This window comes from Bremerella cremea, assembly GCF_039541315.1.
Lineage (GTDB): Bacteria > Planctomycetota > Planctomycetia > Pirellulales > Pirellulaceae > Bremerella > Bremerella cremea.
Map to the genome: position 1 here is coordinate 366,203 of NZ_BAABFZ010000003.1, position 24,777 is coordinate 390,979.

General features: G+C 56.8%; 22 protein-coding genes. 9 read left to right on the forward strand and 13 right to left on the reverse strand.

Annotation, left to right across the window (positions count from 1 at the left end; genetic code table 11):
* Positions 1-257 precede the first annotated feature (257 nt).
* Entirely contained in the window at positions 258-710 is a 453-nt protein-coding gene (locus ABD890_RS03670; protein ID WP_345085987.1) for a hypothetical protein, read from the forward strand.
* 7 nt (positions 711-717) lie between these two features.
* Here ABD890_RS03670 and ABD890_RS03675 read toward each other — a convergent pair whose 3' ends face one another.
* The gene (locus ABD890_RS03675; RefSeq protein WP_345085989.1) at positions 718-1,848 is read right to left on the reverse strand and encodes an endonuclease/exonuclease/phosphatase family protein; all 1,131 of its coding nucleotides are present in this window, start codon (positions 1,846-1,848) and stop codon (positions 718-720) included.
* Positions 1,849-2,115: 267 nt separating this feature from the next.
* Between ABD890_RS03675 and ABD890_RS03680 the strand changes: the two genes are divergently transcribed.
* Together ABD890_RS03680 and ABD890_RS03685 are read left to right on the forward strand one after the other, a co-directional pair.
* Entirely contained in the window at positions 2,116-3,201 is a 1,086-nt protein-coding gene (locus tag ABD890_RS03680) for an alpha/beta hydrolase family protein (protein ID WP_345085991.1), read from the forward strand.
* 91 nt (positions 3,202-3,292) lie between these two features.
* On the forward strand, positions 3,293-4,138 hold the full coding sequence (locus tag ABD890_RS03685) for an alpha/beta hydrolase (protein ID WP_345085993.1): 846 nt from the start codon (positions 3,293-3,295) through the stop codon (positions 4,136-4,138).
* Here the strand turns inward: ABD890_RS03685 and ABD890_RS03690 are convergent, their stop codons facing one another.
* The 3 genes from ABD890_RS03690 to ABD890_RS03700 form a co-directional block, all read right to left on the reverse strand.
* Positions 4,139-5,404, reverse strand: a complete 1,266-nt coding sequence (locus ABD890_RS03690; protein WP_345085995.1) for a glycoside hydrolase family 99 protein — start codon at positions 5,402-5,404, stop codon at positions 4,139-4,141. It lies immediately after the preceding gene.
* Positions 5,405-5,449: 45 nt separating this feature from the next.
* Positions 5,450-6,964, reverse strand: a complete 1,515-nt coding sequence (locus ABD890_RS03695; protein ID WP_345085997.1) for a di-heme oxidoredictase family protein — start codon at positions 6,962-6,964, stop codon at positions 5,450-5,452.
* 151 nt (positions 6,965-7,115) lie between these two features.
* Positions 7,116-8,597, reverse strand: coding sequence for a di-heme oxidoredictase family protein (locus ABD890_RS03700; protein ID WP_345085999.1), 1,482 nt, complete (start codon positions 8,595-8,597; stop codon positions 7,116-7,118).
* Positions 8,598-8,815: 218 nt separating this feature from the next.
* Here ABD890_RS03700 and ABD890_RS03705 point away from each other — a divergent pair, with 218 nt between their 5' ends.
* The 3 genes from ABD890_RS03705 to ABD890_RS03715 all read left to right on the forward strand — a co-directional run bounded on the left by ABD890_RS03705 (position 8,816) and on the right by ABD890_RS03715 (position 10,893).
* Positions 8,816-9,232, forward strand: coding sequence for a methionine-R-sulfoxide reductase (locus tag ABD890_RS03705; protein ID WP_345086001.1), 417 nt, complete (start codon positions 8,816-8,818; stop codon positions 9,230-9,232).
* 20 nt (positions 9,233-9,252) lie between these two features.
* A complete protein-coding gene (locus ABD890_RS03710; RefSeq protein ID WP_345086003.1) occupies positions 9,253-9,879 on the forward strand; it encodes an SGNH/GDSL hydrolase family protein in 627 nt (208 codons plus the stop codon).
* 120 nt (positions 9,880-9,999) lie between these two features.
* Positions 10,000-10,893: a LysR family transcriptional regulator gene (locus ABD890_RS03715; protein ID WP_345086005.1), complete on the forward strand. Its 894-nt coding sequence runs from the start codon at positions 10,000-10,002 to the stop codon at positions 10,891-10,893.
* On the opposite strand, the gene ABD890_RS03720 is transcribed toward ABD890_RS03715, so the two are convergent.
* Positions 10,890-11,387: an MgtC/SapB family protein gene (locus ABD890_RS03720; protein WP_345086007.1), complete on the reverse strand. Its 498-nt coding sequence runs from the start codon at positions 11,385-11,387 to the stop codon at positions 10,890-10,892. The two genes, ABD890_RS03715 and ABD890_RS03720, sit on opposite strands and share 4 nt — an antisense overlap.
* A gap of 168 nt (positions 11,388-11,555) precedes the next feature.
* On the reverse strand, positions 11,556-12,650 hold the full coding sequence (locus tag ABD890_RS03725) for a PDZ domain-containing protein (RefSeq protein ID WP_345086008.1): 1,095 nt from the start codon (positions 12,648-12,650) through the stop codon (positions 11,556-11,558).
* 164 nt (positions 12,651-12,814) lie between these two features.
* Here ABD890_RS03725 and ABD890_RS03730 point away from each other — a divergent pair, with 164 nt between their 5' ends.
* Positions 12,815-13,759: a GNAT family N-acetyltransferase gene (locus ABD890_RS03730; protein WP_345086010.1), complete on the forward strand. Its 945-nt coding sequence runs from the start codon at positions 12,815-12,817 to the stop codon at positions 13,757-13,759.
* A 446-nt stretch (positions 13,760-14,205) separates the two neighbouring features.
* Positions 14,206-15,618, forward strand: coding sequence for a DnaA/Hda family protein (locus tag ABD890_RS03735; protein ID WP_345086012.1), 1,413 nt, complete (start codon positions 14,206-14,208; stop codon positions 15,616-15,618).
* A gap of 256 nt (positions 15,619-15,874) precedes the next feature.
* On the opposite strand, the gene ABD890_RS03740 is transcribed toward ABD890_RS03735, so the two are convergent.
* Entirely contained in the window at positions 15,875-16,639 is a 765-nt protein-coding gene (locus ABD890_RS03740; RefSeq protein WP_345086014.1) for a DUF6690 family protein, read from the reverse strand.
* Between the two features lie 123 nt (positions 16,640-16,762).
* On the opposite strand from ABD890_RS03740, the gene ABD890_RS03745 reads away from it, so the two are divergent.
* The gene (locus tag ABD890_RS03745; protein WP_345086016.1) at positions 16,763-17,965 is read left to right on the forward strand and encodes a class I SAM-dependent methyltransferase; all 1,203 of its coding nucleotides are present in this window, start codon (positions 16,763-16,765) and stop codon (positions 17,963-17,965) included.
* Positions 17,966-18,023: 58 nt separating this feature from the next.
* On the opposite strand, the gene ABD890_RS03750 is transcribed toward ABD890_RS03745, so the two are convergent.
* From ABD890_RS03750 to xseA, 6 genes are all read right to left on the reverse strand, one after another.
* Positions 18,024-19,046, reverse strand: coding sequence for a hypothetical protein (locus ABD890_RS03750; protein ID WP_345086018.1), 1,023 nt, complete (start codon positions 19,044-19,046; stop codon positions 18,024-18,026).
* A 72-nt stretch (positions 19,047-19,118) separates the two neighbouring features.
* Positions 19,119-20,003 carry an NAD(+)/NADH kinase gene (locus ABD890_RS03755; RefSeq protein WP_345086020.1) on the reverse strand — a complete coding sequence of 295 codons (885 nt, stop codon included), beginning with the start codon at positions 20,001-20,003 and terminating at the stop codon, positions 19,119-19,121.
* A gap of 142 nt (positions 20,004-20,145) precedes the next feature.
* Positions 20,146-22,050, reverse strand: a complete 1,905-nt coding sequence (gene dxs, locus ABD890_RS03760; protein WP_345086022.1) for a 1-deoxy-D-xylulose-5-phosphate synthase — start codon at positions 22,048-22,050, stop codon at positions 20,146-20,148.
* 5 nt (positions 22,051-22,055) lie between these two features.
* Positions 22,056-22,952, reverse strand: coding sequence for a polyprenyl synthetase family protein (locus tag ABD890_RS03765; RefSeq protein WP_345086024.1), 897 nt, complete (start codon positions 22,950-22,952; stop codon positions 22,056-22,058).
* Between the two features lie 87 nt (positions 22,953-23,039).
* Positions 23,040-23,402: an exodeoxyribonuclease VII small subunit gene (xseB, locus tag ABD890_RS03770; protein WP_345086026.1), complete on the reverse strand. Its 363-nt coding sequence runs from the start codon at positions 23,400-23,402 to the stop codon at positions 23,040-23,042.
* 73 nt (positions 23,403-23,475) lie between these two features.
* Entirely contained in the window at positions 23,476-24,702 is a 1,227-nt protein-coding gene (xseA, locus tag ABD890_RS03775; protein WP_345086028.1) for an exodeoxyribonuclease VII large subunit, read from the reverse strand.
* Positions 24,703-24,777 lie beyond the last annotated feature (75 nt).

The window sequence follows — 24,777 nt, forward strand, 5'->3', positions numbered from 1 at the left end:
TCTAGCAGGCCAATTTTTTCGTGAGGCGATTGCGGCCGTTTTGGCAGTTATCATTCTTGATTAGCTCCCCAGGCTCATGAGTCCTGCCAAACAGCAGCCTCGCTGCCATCCAAGATACCTGCCAGAGCGAACCTTCCCACGTCATTTTGCGGTTAGTGCATAGCGTTCGATGTTAGTGCAGTTGTAGCACTCGTTTCAGAAATTCATACTGCCGAGGTCGGCAGTTCCCCCCCAGAGAAGCTTGATGTTAGAAAAAGATGAACCGTGCCACCCCGCCGATCGCAAAATACCAAACATCTTTGAAGGCTCTATTGCTGATAACGACGGTCTTGGCAACTGTCTGTGCTTGGTATCGCCATGACCCTTTTGAGCGATCTGTTGAAGCGGTTCTGAGCCATGGGGGCGGGGTTTCTTACAACGATCAGACGATTTATGTGAGCTTTGGGCCTTGTATGCCGAGCGGGGCTGCCGAGTCGTGGATAAATCGAAATCCAGGTGATGTCGCTGTTGGGGATCTCCACGAGATTCATGACGAATTGAAAATACTCGCAACTTCCTGCAAGACGTTCAAAATAGAGTTTTCAGACGTGGCTCAGGCAAATGGAGTGAAGCAATACTTCGATTCCACCCTTACCCAAGAAAGAACAGTGAACCTGGTTGAGCGACAGCCGGGTTGGCTGATCTTGGTGGTGCGGAAAGACGAACCCTGAGGCCGTTTTATTTGTTCGGATCCGCATCGATGTTTCGCTCCTGGGCGTCTTGTTCCCCTTCCTTTACGATTTCTTGAGCTTCCACTTCATCGGACGAATCGGCAGTTTCAGGCATAGCTTTCCCGGCGACATGAAATTCTGCCAGCACAGCGAAATGATCGGAGCCGGGGAGTCTTATCCGTTGAAACTGACCGACCGTTGATCCTTGAGAGAGGAACACGTGATCGATAGGGTAACGAAACGGCGGGTAGTCGGCGTGAAAGGTGGTTAGAAGCGCGCGTCCCACACGGGGATCACCCAGTCCGCTTAAGCGTTTGAAGAGAAGAGTGGTGTGGGACCAGGCAACATCGTTGAAGTCTCCGGTGACCAACCAGGCCGTATCCGGATTGGCTTGGACTTCTTTCGCGACCAGTACCAGTTCGGCATCTCGCACGCGACTGTCGCGGCGTCCCCCTGGCGTCTCATCCTTCAGCCCTGGCGGGGTCGGGTGTACGCCGGCTACTTCTATGGTTTTGCCCTCAGGCAAGACAAGAGTCGCAAAGATAGATGGCCTCCGCTCCGAGACCAAGTACTTTACTTGTTCCCCTTGAATTGGCAATTTACTCCACAACGCCAAACCGAGTCCCTCGTCGCGGATGACTTCAACACGGTGTGGATATGCCTGACGAAGCGAATCGAGTTCGGTTTGCCACTCTTGATTGAGTTCGATCAAAAGCAGAAGGTCTGGATCGTGCTGCTCGATTACCTGCGACACGTCGTCGAATTGGGTGTTGCTGAATTTGACGTTCGCGACCATCAGCCGAAGATTTTCTTGCTCCGTTGCATCTGCCAACTCTTGCGGCCAAAGGGGTGTGAAGGGGAGCACATGCGCTGCCTGCCAACATGCCACGGCCAGAATGCCAGCACCAAGCACCCAGTGTTCCCGCCGCAAACCGCTAGTCCCCCAGGCATGAGCAATGGTTGCCAATGTGGGTACCAACAGCAAAACCAGCAGTTGAACACGAGGGAAATCACATAGCCGAACCACCCAGTAACCAGTGTTTACTAAAGGTGCCAGCGACACGAGAACCAAAACGGCAAGGCTCAACCTTGCCAGCCAGGACAGTGCCGAGCTGAAAGTAGTGGGTAAATTCGACACGCAACAAATTTTGCCTATGAAAATGCAGCCGGGATGAACCGGCGGGTGTGGCACTACCGCCCTCAGCAGTGTGACGTGAAATGACGGCCGATTCACTATTCTCCTTGCAAACCATATGCCGTTGCAAGCTGGCTGGTTCGCTCCCGCGGGATGGCAACGCAAGAACTCGAATCGGATTGCATCGGGGTCAGCGGACCTCTACATTTGATGTGCACGTGACATCATGCATAAAACCAGCCTGTCCACCTCCTGCTAGTCGACATCCCCATGACTTTCTTGCTTCGCTCTGCCGCCATCTTTGTCTTTTCGCTGCTGCTCACCTCGCTGGCCCTGGCAGCCGAAGTTTCGTGGCTGGAGGACGTGACGACGCCTCCGGCTGATGTCCTTCAGGAAGCATCGAACACGCCGCCCGGAATCGAATCGCTGGCCGACTGGCAGAAGGAACGTGAAGCGATTGCTCAGCGATGGAGCGAGTTTCTCGGGGCATATCACTTCGCCGACCTTCCGCTGGAGGTCGAAACGCTGAAAGAGGAACGCCTGGAACATTGCACGCGGCGACTGATTCGGTATCAGGCGGAACCAGGTCGACGGGTACGTGCCTATTTACTGCTGCCGCACGATAGTGGCGACGCGAAGTTGCCCGCGATCGTGGCCCTGCACGGCACGAGTCCGCAGACGTTCGACAAGTTGGTCGGCCTGGCGGCGGAACCAGAGCGGCACATGGGCCTGCGTCTGGCAGAGCAGGGCTTTGTGGTGATTTGCCCTGAGAACTACCTGTGGGAGCAGAAGTCGTACGTCGCCTCCACCACCGCCGCCCTGAAGCCTCATCCTGGCAGCAAAGGGATGGCCGTGATGATGGCCGATGCCAGGCGAGCCGTCGACCTGCTTGCCACGCTGCCCAACGTCGATGCCAACAGGATCGGCGCTTACGGGCACTCGCTCGGCGCGAAGGAAGCATTTTACCTGGCAGCGTTCGACGATCGCATCGTGGCTGCGGTTGCCAGTGAAGGTGGGATCGAAATTGGTTTCAGCAATTGGAATGCGATCTGGTACCTCGGCCCTGATGTGAAGCAAGCCGACTTCGCTCTCAGCCATCACCAGTTGGTCCAGCGGATCGCCGGTCGCCCGTTCCTGATTCTCGGGGGCGAAGCTGGCAAGGGGTGTGCCGACGGCAAACGAAGCTGGCCTGCGTTGATCTCAGGACAGAAGGTTGACCAGAAGTTCTATGGCGAACCAACGCGGATTGGCATGCTGAACCACGGGCAAGGGCATTCACTGTCGTGGGAATCGGGGCAACGCGTGATCGAATGGCTCGTCGCCTACGTGAAGGAACGCCCGCAGAAATCGCCGTAAACTTGCCGCTAGGCATTGTTGGCATCCCGCCGAAGGATGGGCTACGATAATTGGCGACAAACCCACCATCCCCTCCGTCGAGACCTGACTCATGCCACGCCTGTGCCTCGCATTTACGCTGCTGTTCCTTCTTTCTGCTTCGCCGCTGTTGTCGGCCACCAAACCGGTTGGCGAGCCTACCGTCTACAAGAAAGTTGATGGCAAGTCGTTAACGCTTTACGTTACCAAGCCTGCCGATTGGAAGAAATCGGACACACGTCCTGCCGTGGTGTTCTTTCATGGTGGCGGCTGGGTCGGCGGTGCCCCTGGGCAGTTCACCGAACATAGCAAGCATCTGGCGAAAGAAGGATTGGTCTGCGTTCAGGTCCAATATCGCCTGCTCGATCGCGACAACAACGATCCACCGACCATCTGCGTTGAAGATGCTTTGGACGCGATGCGTTGGGTTCGTTCGCACGCCGGCGAGCTAGGGATCGATCCCAATCGCATCGCCAGTGCCGGTGGTTCGGCAGGGGGTCATCTGGCGGCTTACCTGGGCACCGTCACGCAGAAAGAAGAGGGCGTTTCGACCAAGCCAAACGCGATGATCTTGTTCAACCCGGTCTACAACAACGGCAAGGGTGGCTGGGGTGCTGGCCGTGTCAAAGATCGCGTCGCGGAGTTCTCGCCGGCCCACAACATCAGCAAGGACGATCCACCCCATATCGTGTTTCTCGGTTCGCAAGACAAGTTGATCCCGGTCTCGATTGCGGAAGACTTTCAGAAGAAGTCGCAGTCGGCCGGCGTCACCAGCGAACTGCGAATCTATGAGGGGCAAGGGCACGGCTTCTTCAATCATGGCCGTGACAAGAATCGCTGGTACAACGAAACCGTCAGCGAGATGGACCAGTTCCTCACCTCGCTGGGCTGGATCGACTCGAGCAAGTCGACCAAGTAGCTAACGCTGCGGCGTGATCGTGATTTGCTCCGAGATCGGCACTTCGCCGCGGAGCATCCGGCCACCCTCGCCAGCTAAACGCAGGTACCAGTCGCTCGGCAAGCCGTCGTAGGTGGCGTAGCTTCCTTGGGTCGGCGGATCGTTGGTCACCTTAAAGATCGCGGTCGCTTCATCGACTTCGTCGAACATTGCCACGTAGACCATCCCTGTCTTCAACTTCGCAGCAGCAACCCACTGTTCCCAGAAGAAGTCTCCGCGGCGCCGCTCGATGGTGTCTCGTTGGGCCACGGGACCTTTCAAATTGGTCCAGGCAAACCCAGGATAGATCACCGGCAACAACCGGGCACCTGCTTCGGTAGCAGCGACTTGATCTTCCTTCCAGATGTTGGTGTTGGCGATCTTCTCACCGCCACGCATCTCGATATTGCCCACATTCCAAGGGCTGATCACATCGAGCTTCCGATAGGCGGCGGCCCACTGCGGATCACGATCGCGTCGCCACTGCGGCGGAACGCCTCCGATGACGGTCGCTCGATAGGGACCTTCTTCGTGGAAGAAGTCGATCAAGCGGTGGGCAAGCTTCGCATCGAAACGGTCGGAATAGAGTCCCCACAGAAAGACCACCGGCAAACCGTCGTGATCGAGGTAGCGTTCGTCGCGCGTCACCTTGCGTCGATCGCACATATCTCGCCAGTCTTCGGTCAGCCGGCTGTAGATTCGCTCGGTTGGATAGCCTGACAGGTCGTAGCAAATGCCAAAGGTTCGGCCTGAGTCCTTCGCTGCGACACGAACGTTTTCGAGCACCGTCTCAAACGAGGGATCACGCAGGTTCACGAGAAAACGCTGCACGAACGCGCCATCAATCCCATACTGCTGCATCCACTGGAAATGCCGCTGAATCGTTTCTTTATTGACGCTGCTATACAGATAAGCAGGCGTTCCCCCGACATGCGAGAAACCAGGGACGGCATATTTTTCGGTCGAGCTGAACTCGGAAAGGTCTGGCCACATCTCGAACGTCAGCGACTGCGGCGTGATCGTGGAACGACGACTCCAATGGAGCCAACCACGCTCGGTGCCGTCGCCAGGACAACGAAACCAACCCTGGTAACCAGTCATCACTTTGCCATCCAGCGTGGTGGCATCGGTAACCGGTTTTGGCTGGGCGGGAAGGGGCGATTCCAGAAGAAGGCTGACGCCTGCTGCCAGCAGCAGGGTCAGCCCGACAGTTCGACGATGGGGCAGGGAGGTTGCCCGAGATTGCATAACCAGTCCTCGGCAGATTCCAACGGGGCGTTTGGGCCCCGTCTTCTATCGCGAGGCCACCGAATCCATTGTACCCTCGATGGTCGAGGAAATCTTGTCGGCATCCACGTCGGTTACGGGGCGTTCAGCGACTCGATCAGGGACCATTTCGGCGGACTCTGGAGCTTTCAGCGATTCCAGGAAGCTGATCACGCTGAACTGCTCTTCTTCATTCAACCGCATGAAGGTCGCGGTCGCTCCGCGTGCTTCGCCGTTGTGCAATTCGATGGCGGCACGAATCGACTCGGCACGTCCGTCATGGAGATAAGGCCCCGAATCGGCCACGCCCCACAGCGGCGGCGTACGGTACTCGCGGTATTCCTTGCGATCTTCTTTGATTGCCACGCTGTACTTTTCGACGATGATCCGCGGCGGGATATAGTCCGAACCGTAGTACGACGGCATCTCGTAGCGGTCTTCAATGCTGACCACTTGCACCGGAATACGCTGGGCTGGAATCGGATCTTCAAACTCGGGACCCATGTCATGCAGCAGGAAGTCGGAGAAGACACCTTTCAAGGCGCCAACATCTTCGACATGGCACGAAGCGCAGCCGATCGATTCGAACAGCAGATGTCCCTGGGTCACGCGACTGCGGGCGTTCGGATCTTCCGGAAGAACTTGAGCCGGACGGGGAAGGGCTGCGACGTAGTCGATCAACTGCTTCGTCTGATCAGCCGTCAGATCGACGCCTTCCAGTTTTTCGTTCGGTTTAGTTGGATCGGGCGACTGATACATCTGATCGACCTGCAAACCGACTTCGGCCGCGCAGGCCCCTTTGACGAACGCGCTGAGATCGTCCAATTGACCTCGCCAGCCGAAGCGGCCGACCTTTCGCCCGGATATCCCCGTTTCGTTGCTCGTAAGAAGTTGCGCCCGCGCGATCGCTTCGATGTCGGAATCGAGGACCTTGTCTGCGATCTCGCCGGCACCAAACAACTGTGGTGGATTGCGTTCGGCCAGGGCGAACTGCAGGTCCTTGGTATAGGTCACCAGTTTCAGCGGAAGAAATCCGATGTCGCTGAGATTACGTTCTCGCAGCATCCGACGCATACGCGTACGCGAATTAAACGTTTCTTCAAGCGGCTGCGTCACGTTGGCGTGAATTGCAGCGTAATCAGGATTAGTGCTGTAGCGATGCAGCAGAACGCCGGTCGAAATGTTGCCATCGTTGTTGACGAACAGCGGATGCATCGTTCGCAGACGGTTACGAATGGAATCGATGTTACGCGAGGTGAACTTGCCCGGTTCGGGGACGAAGGCGAGCATTTGGGCGTTGCTCTCGTTCGCGCCACTTCCGCCGATGCCTCCTTGGGCGTGACAGGCGACGCAACTGTTCGCGTTGTAAACCGGTCCCAAGCCATCGCCATTGGGGCTGAGGGTATCGTTCGGTTTCCATTGATGCGTGAAGAGCTCACGACCACGCTCGATCGATTCCGGGTCGGAATCAAACTGAGCCCATACCGGGCTGGCCAGGCAACCGATACCTAGCAATACGAGAATAGATGGGAGACGAGACATTTCCATTCCCCTTGTTCCACGAAGCGACTTCCACCAGCAAATGCGGGTTCCTACCCACCTGTTTAAGGCAATGTCCCTTAGCTGGCAAACAATTTGCAAACATCAGGCCGCAAATTGCGCAATGCATCTTCGCCCAAAAATCCCTTACCACCTACCGTGACTGAACAGGCATCGTCGATGGACGATTGCTGACCTGAGTTTCGGTCTCTTGTGGAGGTGCTGGCTCTGCGGATGATGGAGCCCTCAATGTTTCGAGGAACTTCAGCAGCGCGAACTGCTGATTCTCTTTCAGAAGCGAGAAGCGACGATAGGAGGAGTAAGCTTCGCCGCCATGCCATTCGATGGCAGCCCGTAACGTTGTCGCGCGACCATCGTGTAGATAAGGAGCCGAGTCGGCCACGCCCCACAGCGGCGGCGTTTTGTATTCGCGATGTTGCTCTGGCTCGATCGCCAACTCGCGGACCAACTCGGTCGTGACTTTGCGGCGGACCATGCCATGGTACGAAGAAATCACATCCATGTTCTCTTGCAGGATGGTTTCCGTTTTGGGCTCGGCAGGGATCGGGTCTTCAAACTGCTGTCCCATATCGTGCAGCAGGAAATCGGAGTAAACCTCTTTCAGCGAACCAACGTCGGTCACATGGCACTCGGCACAACCGACTGCAGTAAAGAGATTCTGTCCTTCAATCGCCAACGCCTTGGCATCGTCGTCCGCCGGCATGACTCGCTCTGGACGGGGCAGCTCGCGTACGTAGTTGACTAGTAGCGAGATCTGCTTTTCGTTCAGATCGGCTCCCTTTAGTTCATACTCAGGACGAAGCGGGTCGGCTGTCTGATGAAACTCAGGGACCTGCAAACCAATTTCGATCGCGCACGCTCCTTTCACGAAGAGATCGAGGCTCCGCATCTGCCCACGCCACCCAAACTTGCCGGCCATTCGACCGGAGACACCAGTGCGGCTGAGCTTCTGTGTTTCGACCAATTGCTTCAAATCCGCGTCGCGAATCTGCTTGTCGATGTCGTCGATACCAAACAGTTGCGGTGGATTGCGCTCGGCGGTTGCGTACTGCAAACCTTGGTCAAAGATCACAAGATTTAACGGCAACGCATCGATCCCCCGGATGTCTCGCTTACGCAGCATACGGCGGATACGCAGTCGCGTATTGAAATCGTTGGGAACTTCCGCCGTCACACGCTCGTGAATCGGAGCATAATCGGGGTTCGTACTTTTTCGATGCAGCAGCACGCCGAGCGAGAACTGGTCGTCTTTATCGACGAAGTCGGGGTGCATACCTTTCAAGTTACCGAGAAAGACCTCTAGGCCATCGTCGGAGAAGTCGCCTGTCTCTGGCAGAAACGAGAGAAACTGGGCGTTGTGCGTGTTGTCGCCGGCGCCCCCAACGCCACCTTGCGAATGGCATTCGACGCAGCTTCGACCGTTGAACAGAGGACCCAGCCCGTCACCTTTCCCGCTGAGCTCGTCGTTCGGTTCCCATTGATGAAGAAACAGGTCACGCCCATCGAACTGATCTGGCGATTTCTTTTCCAACTCGGCAGAACTGCCGGACCTGCTCCAGCTACCGATTCCAATGCAAGTAATCGCGATCGTCAGAATCAGTTTGGTTCGAAACATGGCTGTATCCTCTGCTGGGTTCAAACCGCCTATCAGAACTCCTCAAGCTATCACCTGTTTAGGGGATCACAACAGCGATGGCAAACAGAATGTCAAATTGCCGATCCAAACGGGTCTTGCGGCAGGAAAGCAGGCCGGTGGATTGTTGCCCGGCGGCGAACGCCTAGAATGAAACTGCCTGATAAGTTCGTCCCTTTCCTCAGCCCGGAGCCGCGATTATGTCGACCGAGTACAACTCGCTGAACGATGCCGAAGCGCACGTGATTCTTCGCAAAGGAACCGAACGTCCCTTCACCGGGGAATACACCGATCTGGCTGCCCCTGGCACGTTCATTTGCCGGCGCTGCAATCTGCCGCTTTATCAGTCCGACGATAAATTCCATAGCCATTGTGGCTGGCCTAGTTTCGACGACGACCTTCCTGAAGCGGTGCTTCGCGTACCAGATGCCGATGGGCGAAGAACGGAGATTGTTTGCGCAAACTGTGATGGTCACCTGGGCCATGTCTTCGAGGGGGAAGGATTCACTCCCAAAGATACGCGCCACTGTGTAAACTCTATTTCCATGCGGTTCATCCCGGAAGGTGAACCATTGCCGGAGGTGATTCGCCCCAACGGATCATCTTCCTCCTCTTAGGAAGTGGAGCGTTTGCCATCATGCCAGGTCATGTTGCTCTGTTGGGCGATTCCATCTTTGATAACGCCGCATATGTGCCTGAAGGCAAATCGGTAATCGAGCTTCTCAAAGGCAAGCTACCGGCAGACTGCGATGCAACCTTGCGAGCTGTCGACGGAGCGCGGGCGTCGGATGTCTTTCATCAGTCCAACGCGATCCCAAAAACAACGACGCACTTGGTGATGAGTATCGGAGGGAACGATGCGTTGTGGGCATCGGGCGAATTGTTCACCGACGATCCTGCTCCGCTGGCGGAATCATTGCGACGCGTCGCGACCGCGGTCGATACGTTCGCTCAGGAATATCGCGAACTGATCCTGCATCTGCTGATGAAGGAATTACCGCTGGCCGTTTGCACAATCTACGATTCCATTCCAGGGATGGGCGTTGCCGAGCGTGCCGGCCTGGGTGTCTATAACGATGTGATCACACGAACGGCCTTCCGCAACAATCTTCCGCTCATCGACCTGCGACTGATCTGTGATGACCCCGGTGATTATTCTGCCATCTCGCCGATCGAACCATCGGCCCAAGGGAGCGAGAAAATTGCCCAGGTCATCGCCGATGCCCTAATGCAAACGGGCAATTCTCGTCGAGTCTTCATCTGAATTCGGCCCGACCAACGCGATTTCAGCGATTCCGAGGGGTGGCCTTCGTAATGCATGCCATGCATAATCTACGCTCTATCTATGCATGCACTGCATCAGGCAAAGATTCAGGATCGCGGAATGGAAATCGAACAGTTGCATCAATTCCTGAAAGTGGCCGAGTTCGGCAACTTCACCCGGGCTGCGGAAGTCCTGGCCATTTCGCAGCCAGCCCTCAGCCGATCGATCGCCCGCCTGGAAGATGAACTGGGACAACCTCTGTTCGAACGGCAAACCCGCAAGGTCACGCTGACCGATGCCGGGCAACTCCTGCTTTCCCGAGCCCATCGCATTGTCGCCCTGGTCGAAGATACCAAGGCCGAGATTTCGGACGATGGCGAGAGTGGTCGAATTCGGCTGGGAGCCATTCCAACGATCGCTCCTTTCTACTTGCCAGAAATGCTGAGCCCCTTCGCCGAATCGTTCCCGAAAGCCCAACTCACCGTTCAAGAAGACACCACCGACAACTTGCTGCGTCGCTGCCAACAAGGAGAAATCGATCTGGCGATCTTGGCGTTACCGATCTCGGCCAAGCACTTGGAAATCGAATCGCTATTCGAGGAAGAGTTGCTGCTGGTCTTGCCGGTCGATCATCCGCTGGTCGAGAAGAAGCAGATCAAGCTGACCGATGTCGAACCGTTTCCGTTCGTGCTGCTGGACGAAGCCCACTGTCTGTCGGACAACATCGTGACCTTCTGTCGTCATCGATCTTTCAACCCGATCTCGGTCGAACGGACCAGCCAACTGGCGACCGTCCAGGAACTGGTCTCGCTCAAACATGGCGTCTCGATGATCCCCGCGATGGCAAAGAAACTGGACGCCAGTAACCGCCGCGTTTACCGCTCGCTCCATGGCACCAAACCGACGCGGCAGATTGCCATGATCTGGAATCCGTATCGATTCCAATGCAAATTGCTCGATCGCTTCAAGCAGCACATCCGCGATTTCTCGAAGACGATGAACGCGAATCGCTAGTCCTGCCGGGCAGGCGGTGCTTCGCGATCTTGGAACGAATACCGTTCGACGAAGCCAATTGCGATCAACGTGACCAGTCCCAGGCCAATTGCCATGACTGCCACGCCGTAGAAGCCCATGCCGCAAGCCGAACCGGTTGCTGCTGAAACCCAGATGGTTGCGGCGGTCGTCAAACCATGCACGTTCCCGCGTGATTCGATGATGGAACCCGCTCCCAGAAAACCGACCCCACCGATGATGCCTGACAAGATCCGAAATGGATCGATCCTCAGCCAATCGGGCGAAGGCTCTTGCAGCGAGTTTTGATAGTCGAGCCCGATCACCATGAAGGTGGCGGCCCCTAAAGCGACGAGCATGTTGGTTCGCAGCCCGGCCGGCTTCGCCTTTCGCTCGCGATCCCATCCCAGGACGGCCCCGCACAACGCGGCGAGCGCCAACCGTAAAAACGAATCCCAGTTCAACGTTTGATTCGCCAGTAGTATCCAGTCGTCCATTTGGTTGTTGCTCCTTCTACGGTGGTTTTATCTTGGGGTAATGCAACAGCGAAAGGCATGTCGCGAGAAACGCTTGCCGGACGACGGTCCGCTTCGAAATACCAAGAGACGGAGCCTGTCTGGCTTCGTCTCTTGTGGATGTGAGCTATCGACGCGATGCGGATCGATTTACAGATCGCGTCCTGCTTTGAGGGACTGCATCTCTTGTCGCAGGGCTCGGATCTCTTGCTCCAGTTCTCGCACGCGTCGACTCAACGAATCGACTTGTTCTTGCGAAGCGAAGTTACCACCTTGCACGTTGCCCCCTTCGACATTTCCGAGAGCCTGCTGCAACATCCGCAGGGCAGGGCGGTCGTTGTCGGCCTGAGGTTCTGGCGACTGTGGCAACTGGCGAGGATCGCCATAGTAGACCTGCGTCGTTTCCATGCGATTGCCGAAGTAGTAGTTCACCGGAATCGCGCGGTTATCAGGAGAATTGCGAACCAACTGGATCAACTCGACGGCATCGTCCACGCGACGACCATCGTAAGCGACAATCACTGCACCGGCGGGGATATTCGCTCGATCGGCCACGCCATCGCGGCTGACACTTTCGACGTAAGCGCCACGTCGCACCGAGACGCCCGTCTGCTGACGGATTTGTTCCGTCAAAGGAACCACACGAACACCAAGTACGCGAGGTGCTTCGTTGGCAGGTGGAGGCAACGTGTCGACCGGTGGAGGCATGGTGCCTTCGACACCGAGTGGATCGTAACCACCAGGACGCGCAGGTCTCGCTGGCGGATCGCTCACTTCTACCTCTTGGCCGCCCAGCACCAGATCCAGCCCGACGGTCTTCCCATCGCGACCAACCTGCATGCGAACCTTGTCGCCTGGGTTCTTCGTTTGCATCCAGGTGCCAAGACTCTGCAGGTCGCTGTAAACAGCGCCGTCGATGGTCATGATCTGGTCACCTTGCTTCAGACCAGCTTTGTCGGCGGGCCCTCCAGCATTGACTTCGGTCACGACAATTCCATCTTTCCCATTCGGGAACGAACTGGACACCGCCGTGTCGAGCATCGCGCCGATGAACGGCTTCTCGACCGTGGCCGTGGCTGGCGTGGGCTGATCCGGAGGAAGCGGCGGTGGCAATGTGTTCGATTGAACGCGATCGATCAAGTTATTGAGTCGATCGAGTGCTCCTTGAGCCATTACCCATTGGGGCGCCACGATTAGAATTGCCGCTAAAGCAATAAACATTCTTATGGAATGCAGCAGTCGCATGATTTCCTCCCTCGCCTGATTCAACCCAGGCATGCTGTTCTTCGGCGAATTTACCTTGCCGCTCTTATTGTCCCGCATCCACTGCAAGAAGGAAAGTAAATCGCGGGCATGGGTGCCTAAAATTCCCTGAAGACAAGTTTCAGGCTCGGTGCTACGCTAGAGATATGGATGCTGAACACACCAACCATCTCGAAGTTGGCCTCGCCTTGCCCGAGCATTATGGCGCTGCCCTATGGATGGCAACCGGTGGTCGGACCAGGCTCGCCAGCCGAGGTCGTGTCACCGCGTTGCTTGCGGCAGAAAAGCAAGGCAAAATCCATTTCAACGGTCTCTATACTGCAAAACGTGGGAAACGGATCGTTGCTTCTTTGTGGTGCTTGAACCAGCCAGGAAGAATCGCCACGATTTGGGGCCCTGGGCGTCTTCCCAGCGAATCGGAATGCACCGTCGATACGTTACTGCGAGAAGCAATTGAGAAGGCCACCGAGCAAGGTTGCCATTTGATTCAAAGCCTGGTTGGGGCCGACAATCCAGGCGCCGGCGAATTACTGTCGCGAGGCGGATTCCGACCGATCACGATCCTCGACACGCTTCAAGCCTACAGCGACGAGTTCTATGCGGAAGCTCCTTCGCAAGAGCTTCAGTGGACGGTATGCGAGGACCGTCGCGATCCTTCGTACGTCGATCTGGTCGCGCAAACCTACGTCGATAGCCTCGATTGCCCCGAACTGGACGGCCTGCGGGAAATCGAAGACGTACTGGACGGTTACTTCGCAACCAGCGGTCAGTCGACCGAGTACTGGTTTCAGCTTCACCATCGGGGGGTTCCGGCTGGCGTATTGATCTTGGCTCACCACCAAGATGCCAATCAACTGGAATTGATCTACTTCGGCCTGGTCCCGGCGGTTCGCGGCCGTAAGTTGGGGGGTGAGGTATTACGATTAGTTATTGACATCGCTCGTCAATTGGATTGCCAAAGCGTCGTCACCGGAGCCGATCAGAGGAACCTACCCGCACTCTCTCTCTACCGCCGCTTCGGGTTTCATCAGGTCGATTCCAAGCAGCTCTATCTGCTGTCGCTACGCCGTGGCAACATGGCGGTCGCGTGAACCATTCGAGGGGATCGGTTTACGTTCTCTTTCGCCAATCTTCACGAAGCATGACCAAACGTGTCAAACGTCAAATTCGACGGGCCCAAGTTCGCAACTCGAATGATTTCAACACGATACAACCATCGATGGCCGATGACTTGAGCGAGATTTCGCAGGATTCGACAAATTATCCACGCTCATGTTCAGATCATGTTAGAAAATGGAAAGCCGCAGCTAGCGACAAATTTCCGGGAAATCAGGGGCATTCCGCGAGGGCGATTTTCCCCCTTGGCTTTTTTTCTTCCAGGCTGCTTCTCACAGGTTTGACAGGGGTGCTAGCTTGCATACAATCGTCCTCCACGCGGCTGTTGATGCCGCCTGTTTTTGCCTCGCTCCCGTCTGGGGTTGAGGATCGACATTCCAGAAGGAATCTCGCATCTTCGACTCGCTGAAAGAGTCAGCCTGTGGTCACGGAAGACATCGAAATTCTACCTGCGTTGCGTCTCGCAATGATCGAAAGGGTAGGACAAGATCGCTTCGATCTTTGGTTCGGAACGAACAACACGCACTTTCGCTTGGGCGAAGGCTGTTTGTTGATCGAATCGACCAGTCGAGTGAATCTCGATTTCCTCCGCAAGAACTTTCACGAAGCAGTTCGCCAGGCTCTTTCCGACGTTCAACTCACTGGCCATCAGGTCATTTACCGCGAAGGTTCTGCCCCCGCCAAGAAGGCACAGAGTACTTCCACTCCGACTCCGGAGAAGAAGATGCGTGCCCAGGCCCCAGCAGCGAAACCATCTCGCACTTCCTGCGACAGTGGTCAGTCGATCATTCAACGTCGCCGCTTTGCTTCGCTGAAAGATTTTGTTGTCAGCGATTGCAACTCAATGGCCAAGACGGCTGCCACCATGGTGCTGCAGCAGCCCGGCCAGATCTCGCCTCTCTATATCCACGGCCCCTCGGGTAGCGGCAAGACGCACCTGTTGGAAGGGATCTACGGACTTGCTCAGCAAAAGAAAGAGCTGGGTCGTGTCGTCTATCTGTCGGCCGAACAATTCACGACTTACTTCCTGGAAGCCTTGCAGTCCTCAGGCGTGGCCAGTTTCCGCCGCAAGTATCGCGACGTCGGTGTGCTGATTATCGACGACGTGCAGTTCTTTGCCGGCAAACGTGCGACGAAGACGGAACTGCTCCACACGCTCGATGCGATCACGCGTCGCGGTGGCCAGGTCATTCTGGCAGGTAACCAACGCCCAACCGAACTTTCGGCCCTGGGTACGGAACTGGTGGCACGTTTCTCGAGTGGTCTGATCTGCAAGGTCGAACCACTCGACGACATTTGCAAACAAACCATGATTACTCGTCTGGCTGAAAAGCGTGGCGTTGCCTTGAGCGAACCAGTCGCTCTTTGGCTCACCCGTCAACTGCCTGGCGAAGGTCGTTTGATCTCGGGCGCGATCAACCGCTTGTGGGCCTATTGTGCCGTGCAAGGCAACGAACTTTCGATCGCCGTGCTCGAAAACTTGTTGTCGGATCTGATTCCGCAGCAGAGTAGCATGATGCGATTGGACGATGTCGAAGCGGCCGTATGTCGCGTCTTCGGCGTCGATACGAAGTTGCTCCGTTCGCAATCGAAATCACGTCGTGCGAGCAATCCTCGCATGCTGGCGATGTGGCTGGCTCGCAAGCACACCGGTGCCGCGCTGTCAGACATCTGCCAACACTTCCAGCGTCGCAGCCACAGCACCGTGATCTCGGCCGAGAAGAAGGTCAATAAGTGGTTGGCGGATGAATCGGTCGTCCAAATCGCCGATCGTTCGCTGAAAGCGAAGGAAGCGATCGAACTGGCTGAAGCAGAGCTGCGAATCGGTCGATAATTTAATTAGCAACGTAATCAAATCAAAAGGTCGAGTAATACGCTCGACCGCTTTTTAGTCATACTGGGCCGTATGCTGTCCAGTTCGCACCGTGGGCCAATTCACTTCTTTGTGAATCGCTCACACGCGGCAAGATTGCGTGTCATACCCTCGGGTCCGTCGTTCATCACGAAGTCGCGGATATGGCACTCTCGAGCCGCTTCTTAAAGAAGGCTGGGACGTCGATTCTATTCCCAGTCAGGAAGCCAGATACCGCTTACTTGAAACCCCAGCGACCAGCGTTCTTGTCGCGGGTCACCAACTGAGCCATCTCGGGACTCAGGGTGTAGTAGCGGGAAGGACGATTGATTTCGAGATCGATCTTCAATCGTGAATGAGGCATGGCCTGGTTGATTACCGCGGTCGGTTCGACACGCAGCACACTGACCGGGTCGCCATTCCATTTGACCATGTACAACGTACCGGAGATCGAAGGTTCGAGTTCGAACTTGTAGTGCTGCGTCAGCATGGCAACCAGACGACGCTCGTCCCCCGTCGTGCCATGGAAGGTGATTCGCTGCAGCGTCTTCTCTTGATCGAAGTAATAGGTCAGCGAGCCTGCAATGTCGTCGATCCGCGATCCACTGACCAGCGGCACACGCATTCCTTCCAGATGCAAATCCCCGACCGTGGTACTAACGCGCGGCCAGGTTTCCATGACCCAGCGTGGATTGGCGTTGAAGTTGATCACATGATCAAGTTGCTCGAAGACCGGCGCGGTCGGAGCTGGCCCCATTGCCTTGCCACCGATCGATGGCGAACCAGTGGCGAAAGAATTCGGCACACTTACCAGATTCTGCCCGGAAGCTTGGTTTTCTCCACCAATCGAAGCAGCCGGAGCGGCTTCACCGGTTGGCAAGACCTGAGTCGCCTTGTTCCAATAGGTCTGCACCGTTTCGCGCACGGAGGGATTGTAATAGCTATACGGCACGCCAAAGCTGGCGGCGGCTGCAGTCCAGAACATAATTGTGCGACGAAACACCTTGGACCTCCTTCCGTGCGATTGTCCTTTCCTTTCATCGAACCACCGCCGGGTGTGTCGTGAATGGGATGCCAGCACATCGCAAGACCCGAGCCGCCGCCAAGTTTTCCGCAGATCGAAGAAATGGAATCACCCGAACAGCCGGCATTTTCCGCCACATCGTCCTGGCTGGTCTCGTCCGAAGCCCGGCCTTGGTTTGACTGGCTTTCGACTGTCGACCGTCAGTCGCTGGGTACCCTGACAAAACTGCGGAACGAGCTTTCCAACGATCAGGCCAGTCAGCTCCTGCAACAGCTCGACCTGCGCGAGCGAGCGACGCGCAAGTTCTCTCAGGCATGGCAAATGTTCTTCTCCGACATCGGGCTGCAGCAATCGACCGACGAGCAAATCGCCACCTATAAAGCGGCTCGCTTTCCTGCCGGGCAGAAGGTGGCCGACCTCTGCTGTGGCATCGGCGGCGACTTGATTGCGATCGCTCAGCGGTGCGAGGTGGTCGCGGTGGATGCCTCTGACGATCATCTTTGTTTTGCCGAAGCGAACGTTCATGCCTACGGCGCAAAGCTTGCCGATCGCCATTGCGGCCTCGCGGAAGAAACTTCGCTTGCTGACTTCGCCGCGTGGCATATCGACCCGGACCGAAGACCTGAGCAGACGCGCACCATTCGCCTCGATCAGTTTCGTCCCAGCCTCGAGCATCTCGAAGCGATGCTGCAGCAGAATCCCAACGCGGCTTTGAAGCTCGCTCCGGCCAATGCAATTCCAGCCGACTGGGAAGAGGCGGGCCAATGCGAATGGATTTCAAACCATCGCGAATGCAAACAGTTGATGGTCTGGCTGGGCAACCTCACCGATCGCCCCGGCACGCGACGCGCAACTCGCATAGATGGCAACGGTCAGGCCACCTGTTTTGAAGATTCGCTGGTTGAACTCAAGCAGTCCGCGGCCGTCGACACTTATCTGTTCGATCCAGATCCAGCCCTGGTCGCTTCGGGACTGGTCGATGCCTTGGCAGCGCGGCACGATCTGGTGCGGGTCTCGGCGCAGTCGCATTACCTAACCGGCGGACAGCCTCTCGATCATCCTCTGCTGCAACGGTTCGAGGTGATCACGCAGGAAAAGATCGACAACAAGCGACTGAAGAAGGCGGTCGCGACCGAGGACTGGGGCACGCTCGAGCTGAAACAACGCGGCCTCGAATTGAAGCTCGAGACCTGGCGCAAGCAACTCAAGCCACGCGGCAAAGGGCAGGGGACCATCATCTTCACGCCGACCGTCGAAGGCAATCGAGCGATTCTTTGCCGGCGACCTGCTACGACTGGCGCATAAAAAAAGCCGCCGAAGCTTGGGCCTCGGCGGCTGATTGTTTTCAACGGATCGAATCAGCTTAGTCCAAATCAGGACCTTCGGTCGCTTCTTCTTCCTTTTCAACCGGCTTGGTCGCTGGATCGGCCAAGGTTGGGACCCCATCCAACCTGCGAGGAGCGGTTGGCTTGCTGGCGATCTTGGCGGGTTCCTGTGGCTCGGCAACCTTGGCAGGCTCGGCGGCGGGTGTCGGAGCGGCTGGCATCGCAGCCACCTTGGCCGGAGGACCAGGCAGCAGTTCTTCGGTCATGCGACCGAGGTAGTTCATCACGCTCGTTTCGCCCTGGAAACCGATGATCGTTTCGTCGAGATCCAACTGCTGCGAAATCAGACGACCAGCAGCGATGTCGAACTTCACCTTGCCCCGGGTCAACTTCTGAATCAGTTCGACCTTCAGCATCGGATCGTCAATCGGCGTCAGAATCTGAGTTTCGGTCGAAATCGTGGCGACGTTGCCGGTGACGCTTTCCAGGCGGAAGACCTGGCGCGTCTTGATGTGCTTCTGCTTGCCATTGCCGGCCCGAACGGTCAGGTCGTCTGGCGAATACCAGGCACTCCCCACGGCGATTGGTTCTTCGGGCAGGATTGGCAAAATCTGCGTTTCACCGCTGGGGGTTCCGCCAAGTTGCTTACGCTGAACCAGTCGGCCCTGCGGATCGACGGTGATGCGAGCCAATGGAATGCCAACGCTCTGCGCGGCGACGGCGTAAATCGCGGGCGGTTCTTGATCGGTTTGGCTGTTGTAGCGTTGTTCTGGACGATCGGTCACCTTCTGCCACATGTCGATCGATTCGACCGAGTGAACGAACGTGGCCAGACCTTCTTTGTCGACTCCTTCGACCTTCCACTGCTTGGTCGAGATGCTGCGTGACTGGGCGGTTTGCGTCGAACCCTTGATCTTGGTTTCGACCGTCGACAAGTGAACGATCTTCGAGCGAATCAAATCGCCTTCGTCAAACTTGTACTTGAGCAGAACCTTGGCATCGTCGGCCATGGCGACCGTAGAAGTGGCCAACAGCAGCGCGAGAGTCGCGAGTGTTTTCATCGGTTGCATCCTTGCAGTTTGGGTCATCTATCGAGGGGGTCTTCGATTCGCGTCCGGGTTGCGAAGCTTATGTTAGCGGCCGTGGTCGATTTGGCCGCCCCAACCAAGCTTCTCGCGAAGCGTGCGGTAGTAATTATGGTCGTGCATGGCAACCAGTTTGAAGCGAGGCTTCGCCTGGTCGACGCAAACGCGATGTTCGGCTGTAATCGGACTGAGCACTCTTCCGTCGACAACCACCGACATAGTTCGGGTCGCACCTCGCAAGTGCATCTCGAAACAGCGGTCACCGGTATCGACCACACTTCGCATGGTGAGCGTGTGCGGATTGATCGGGCTAATGACGAATGCCCGCAGATCGGCCCGCACAATGGGACCGCCCGCCGACAGATTATGGGCCGTCGATCCGACCGGAGTGCTGATGATCAAGCCATCGCAGCTATATGATGTCGCTAACTGATCGTCGACGTAAAGATCAATCGAGCGGATTTGGAAGGGTGGACCGCCAAGAATCGCCATTTCGTTCAAACCGATTCGTTCGGCGATCACCTCTTCATCTTTCAGAATCCGGCATCGCAGCATCATGTGCTCGATGATCTGACACTCGCCCCGGCAAATGGTGGCCAACTGATCGACAACCTGCTCGGGGGTAAACGCTGCCAGAAAGCCGAGCTTACCCATATTCACGCCAACGATCGGAATCTGCTGATTCCCCATGCTACGCGCAGCTCCGAGAATCGAGCCATCGCCACCAAGAACAATCGCGAAGTCGGCTTCGACGTGCGAGAGATCAGTCTTCCATTGCAAGTCGGTATGGACAATTTCGGCAAACTGGGGAAGCAAGTGCTCCAGGCGCTCCGCTTCTTCCTCGACATGCGCGCGATTGCCAGCTCCGAGCAGCATGACGCGCGGCTTTTCTTTCCCGGTCCAACTCGGTTTCTTCGGAGAAGCTGGTTCCACGGTGGATCTTCGCGAGGATGAGGTAGGTTGTTGGTATGGTTCGGCTATTCGTCGAATCGCCGCGGCGAACGCGAAAACCGGGATCCCCCTCATGCCAACCCTCTTCCCAAAGCGGTCGAGGGCATCGGGCCGTGAACGGGGATTAGTGCGAGGAAGAAATCTGATCGTGGGCGGCTGCCAATTGGCGGCAGACCGAGGCAATACCCAGGGCATCGAGCTGAAGTTCCGCCAGGATCTCGGCCCGATCTCCATGTTGCACGAAGACGTCCGGAATTCCAAGTCGTTTCACGTGACTGGCGTTCATGCCGGCTTCGTTGGCAGCTTCCAACAAGGCACTACCGAAGCCCGTCATCAAGGCACCTTCTTCCACAGTGACGACGAATGGCGCTTCGCTGACGATCGAAAGCATCGTCTCGGTATCGAGCGGCTTCACAAACCGGGCATTCACCAGCGTGACGTCGATTCCATCTTTGGCGAGCAGTTCGACCGCCTTCTTCGCTTCGGCCAATTGTGGACCGTAGCAGATCACGGCGCCGTCGGAACCTCGTTTGAGGACCTCCGCTTTCCCCAGTTCAACCGGCTGACGATCGCGAGCGATGTTTTCAGCGTTGGTCTTGGGGTAACGGATCGCGGTCGGGTGATCGTGCTCGACGGCGAAGTTGATCATCTCGGTCAGTTCGTCGGCGTCGCCGGGAGCCATCACAACCATGTTGGGGAACATCCGCATGTAGCCGATGTCGTACATCCCATGATGCGTCGGACCATCGGCCGCGGTGATCCCCGCGCGGTCCATCGTGAAGACAACCGGCAGATCTTGCAGCGCGACTTCCTGGAAGACGTTGTCGAAACTTCGTTGCAGGAAGGTGCTGTAAATGTTGACGATTGGACGCAGCCCCGCTTTGGCCTGACCGGCAGCGAAAGCGACCGTGTGCGATTCGCAGATGCCGGTATCGAAGAACCGGTCGCCGAATTCGTCACGCAGCGGTTCCATCTTGGTCCCTTGGCACATGGCCGCGGTCAGGACGGTAACCTTCTCGTTCTTACGCATCACGTCCGCGATCGCATCGCGGGCATAGTTGGTATAGGCCTTCGATTCGCCGGGCTTCGGTGCGTTTTCTTCGTCTTCGTCGGTCTTACACATCGCCGGTGGCGTGTGATAGTAAACCGGATCTTCGGCGGCAGGATCGTAGCCATGCCCCTTTTCGGTCACCACGTGCAGCAGGGTCGGCCCCTTCTGCGTCTTGACCATTTCCAGGTATTTCCGCAGCAGCGGAATGTTGTGACCGTCGATCGGGCCGATGTAGTTCACACCGAGTTCTTCGAACAACATGCCGCCATGCAAGCCAGCTTTAACACCTTCCTTGAGCTGAGCCAGGAAGCGTTCGGTCGGGTCGCCAAACAGCGGAACCATGTTCAGCGCTTTGACGACTTCCGTCTTGAAGCCGGTATAGAACGGATTCATGCGCAGGCGGTCGAAGTAATCGGCCACGCCACCAACGCGTGGGCAGATCGACATCTTGTTGTCGTTCAAGATGATGATCAGGTTTCCCTTCTGCGCCTTGGCATTGTTCAAGGCCTCGAACACCATGCCGCTTGGGAACGCACCATCGCCGATCACCGCGACCGAGTGACGATCGTTTTCACCGCTCAGGTAGTCGCCGCTGGAAAGGCCCATCACGGTCGAAACGCTCGCTCCGGCGTGCCCCGTCATGAAGAGGTCGTATTCGCTCTCGTTCGGGTTGGGGTAGCCCATCAGGCCACCCTTGGTGCGCATCGTATTGAACTGGTCGTAGCGGCCGGTGATCAACTTGTGCGGATAGATCTGATGGCCGGTGTCCCAGATCAGTCGATCCTGCTTGAAGTCGAATGTGCGGTGCAAGGCAATACAAAGCTCGACGACGCCCAGATTCGAGGCGAAGTGAGCCGTACGCGTCGCCACCAAATTGCATAAGACCTCGCGGATTTCGGAGGCCAACTGTTCCAGTTGGGCCGTGGTGAAATCGTTCAGGTCTTCCGGCGATTTGATTTTGGGGAGTAGTTCCGCCATGGCGATCAGTGATTCCTTTCCAGCACGTATTGGGCCAAGGAAATAAGGGAGTCGCCTCCACTAGGAAGCTTGGCCGCAGCATTACCTGCCTGCTGGATTAATTGTTCCGCCTTACGACGGCTTTCTTCAATCCCCCAAACCCCGGGAAACGTCATTTTGCCTTTGTCTGCATCTTTACCAACCCGCTTGCCCATCGACTTCTCGTCGCCTTGAACATCGAGCAGGTCGTCAGTGATCTGAAACGCCAGTCCGAGGCAATCGCCGTACTGCGTCAACAGATTCAATTTCGCTTCGTCGGCGTGGGCCATGATGCCGCCCAGTCGCAATGAAATGGTAATCATCGCGCCGGTCTTCCGGCGGTGGATGGCCGCCAGATCGTCAGCGGTTCCCTCGAGCGTCTCGAACCGAAGGTCGTCGACCTGACCACCAACCAATTGGCTGGCACCAGCCGCATAAGTTAGTTCGCGAAGACAGCGACGAGATTGTTCGGCATCGGCGATTTCGCCCGCCAGGATCTCGAAGGCTCGGGTCAGCAGGGCATCGCCCGCCAAGATCGCCGTCGCTTCGTCGAACTGACGATGGCATGTCGGTCGGCCGCGACGCAGGTCGTCGTCGTCCATTGCCGGCAAGTCGTCGTGAATCAGCGAGTAAGCATGAATCATTTCGACGGCACATGCCGGGACGATCGCCGCACATGTTGTCGAACCGCACGCTTCCGCGGCAAGCAACGTCAGGACCGGTCGCAGGCGTTTGCCAGGCGCGAGCAAGCTGTAACGGATTGCCTCGCGCAGAACCTCGGGGCAATCTTGGTCAAACTCGGTAAGACGGGTCAGTGCAGCGTCGATTTCGGGACGTAAACGTTCGGCAACTTCCCGAAAGGTGTCAGTCGACACTTCGGCCATGCTCAATCCTGGGTGATCGGGGGTATCTGGCAGTAGCGGCATGTCACATGGCGGCCTCCGAGCCGCATTCCGCTGCAACGTCCGATTTTAGAACAACTTGCGTTCGTCGTCCACGATATCCGACGCCGATTTCGTCGCGGGCTTTTTTGTGGTCCCTCGGCGTTTGGCTCGCGATTGAGCTTTCTCGTCGAGCGACATTTCCTCGTCCTCAAAGGGCTGAGTAATGGGGTTTCCTTCCGCATCCACCCCAGAAAGCAGCTCGATTTTACGTTCCGTCGATTTCAAAACGGTATGGCACTGCTTGAGAACCTCGATCCCACGCTGGTATTTTTCGAGGGCCGCATCCAGCCCCAATTGTCCACCTTCCAGCTGTTGGACAATTTGTTGCAGCTCGGCCAGACCTTCCTCGAACTTCGGAGCTGGCTGATCTTCGTTCGTCTTCTTTGCCAAAATGATATTCCTTACAGGCTACTGGCGACAGCCAGATGGGTGGTATGAATTGAGGGTTTGCCGCCCTGAATAACTACGAGATCACGCGACTTTTGATCCGGCCGTCCGGCAGAATCGTCTCGATTTCGTCCCCAGGCTGAACCTGGTCGGCGGCCCGAACGACCTCTTGCTGATCGTTGAGGGTGACCGAGTATCCACGCGATAACACCGCCAGCGGCGACATCGCCTCGAGCTGGGCAGCTCGGCGGGCCAACATTTCGTGAGCCGATTGCAGTCTCCGCTGCATGGCTCGTGTCGCGGCGGCGTCTAACTCGTCGAGTGTTCGCTGATGGTCGTGGATCAACTCGAACGGATGCGTGAACGCACGATTACGCGCTAGGAGTTCCACCTTCGCGGCCGCACGATCATAAGTCGAACGCAGCCCGGTCGATAGCCGCTGCTGAAGTCCGGTTAGGCGTTCCTCGATTTCGATCATCGAGGGCACGGCCAACTCGGCGGCTTCGCTTGGCGTGAGGGCACGAACGTCGGCTGCGAAGTCGGACAACGTCACATCGATCTCGTGACCGACGGCTGAAATGGTGGGGATCTGCGAATTGGCGATCGCCCGGACCACCACTTCTTCGTTGAAGCACCACAGGTCTTCCATGCTGCCGCCACCACGACCCACCACCAGCACATCGGGGCGTGCGGCCAGACGATTGGCTTGCTCGATGCCGGCGGCGATTTCTTCGGCGGCACCATCCCCTTGAACGCGAGCCGGGATGATCAGCACTTCGACGTTCTTCCAACGCCGGCCCATCACTTCCAGAAAGTCGCGCACCGCAGCGCCGGTCGGACTGGTGACAAACGCAATGCGTTTCGGAAAGCGAGGAATCGCTCGCTTCCGTTCAGTCTCGAACAAACCTTCCGCCATCAGCTTCTGCTGCAGTTGGCGCAGCTTCAACTGCAGGGCACCGACACCACGAGGTTCGATCTCGCGGATCACCAACTGATAACTTCCGCGCGGCGGATAGACATCGAGCTGACCATGGCAGAGAACTTCCTGACCATCTTCCAGTTGGAAAGGAAGTTTGGCGGCCGTGTTGCGCCACAGGACAGCCCGGATCTGGGCTTCGTCATCCTTCAAGGTCAGGTAAATGTGACCAGAGCGAGGCTGCGACAAATTCGAAACCTCGCCAGAAACCCAGACGGCAGGAATCGCCATCTCTAAGGTTCCCTGAATCAAGGCGGTCAACTGCGACACCGACAACACCGGTGGCTGCTGCGATGACTCTTCCCAAGGCTCGGCTCCAGCATCCATGTCGACGATAAAATCCCCTAAAAATCAACTTTTAACAGCAAGCGAAACGTGCTCGATGATAGAACAGTTTTCCGC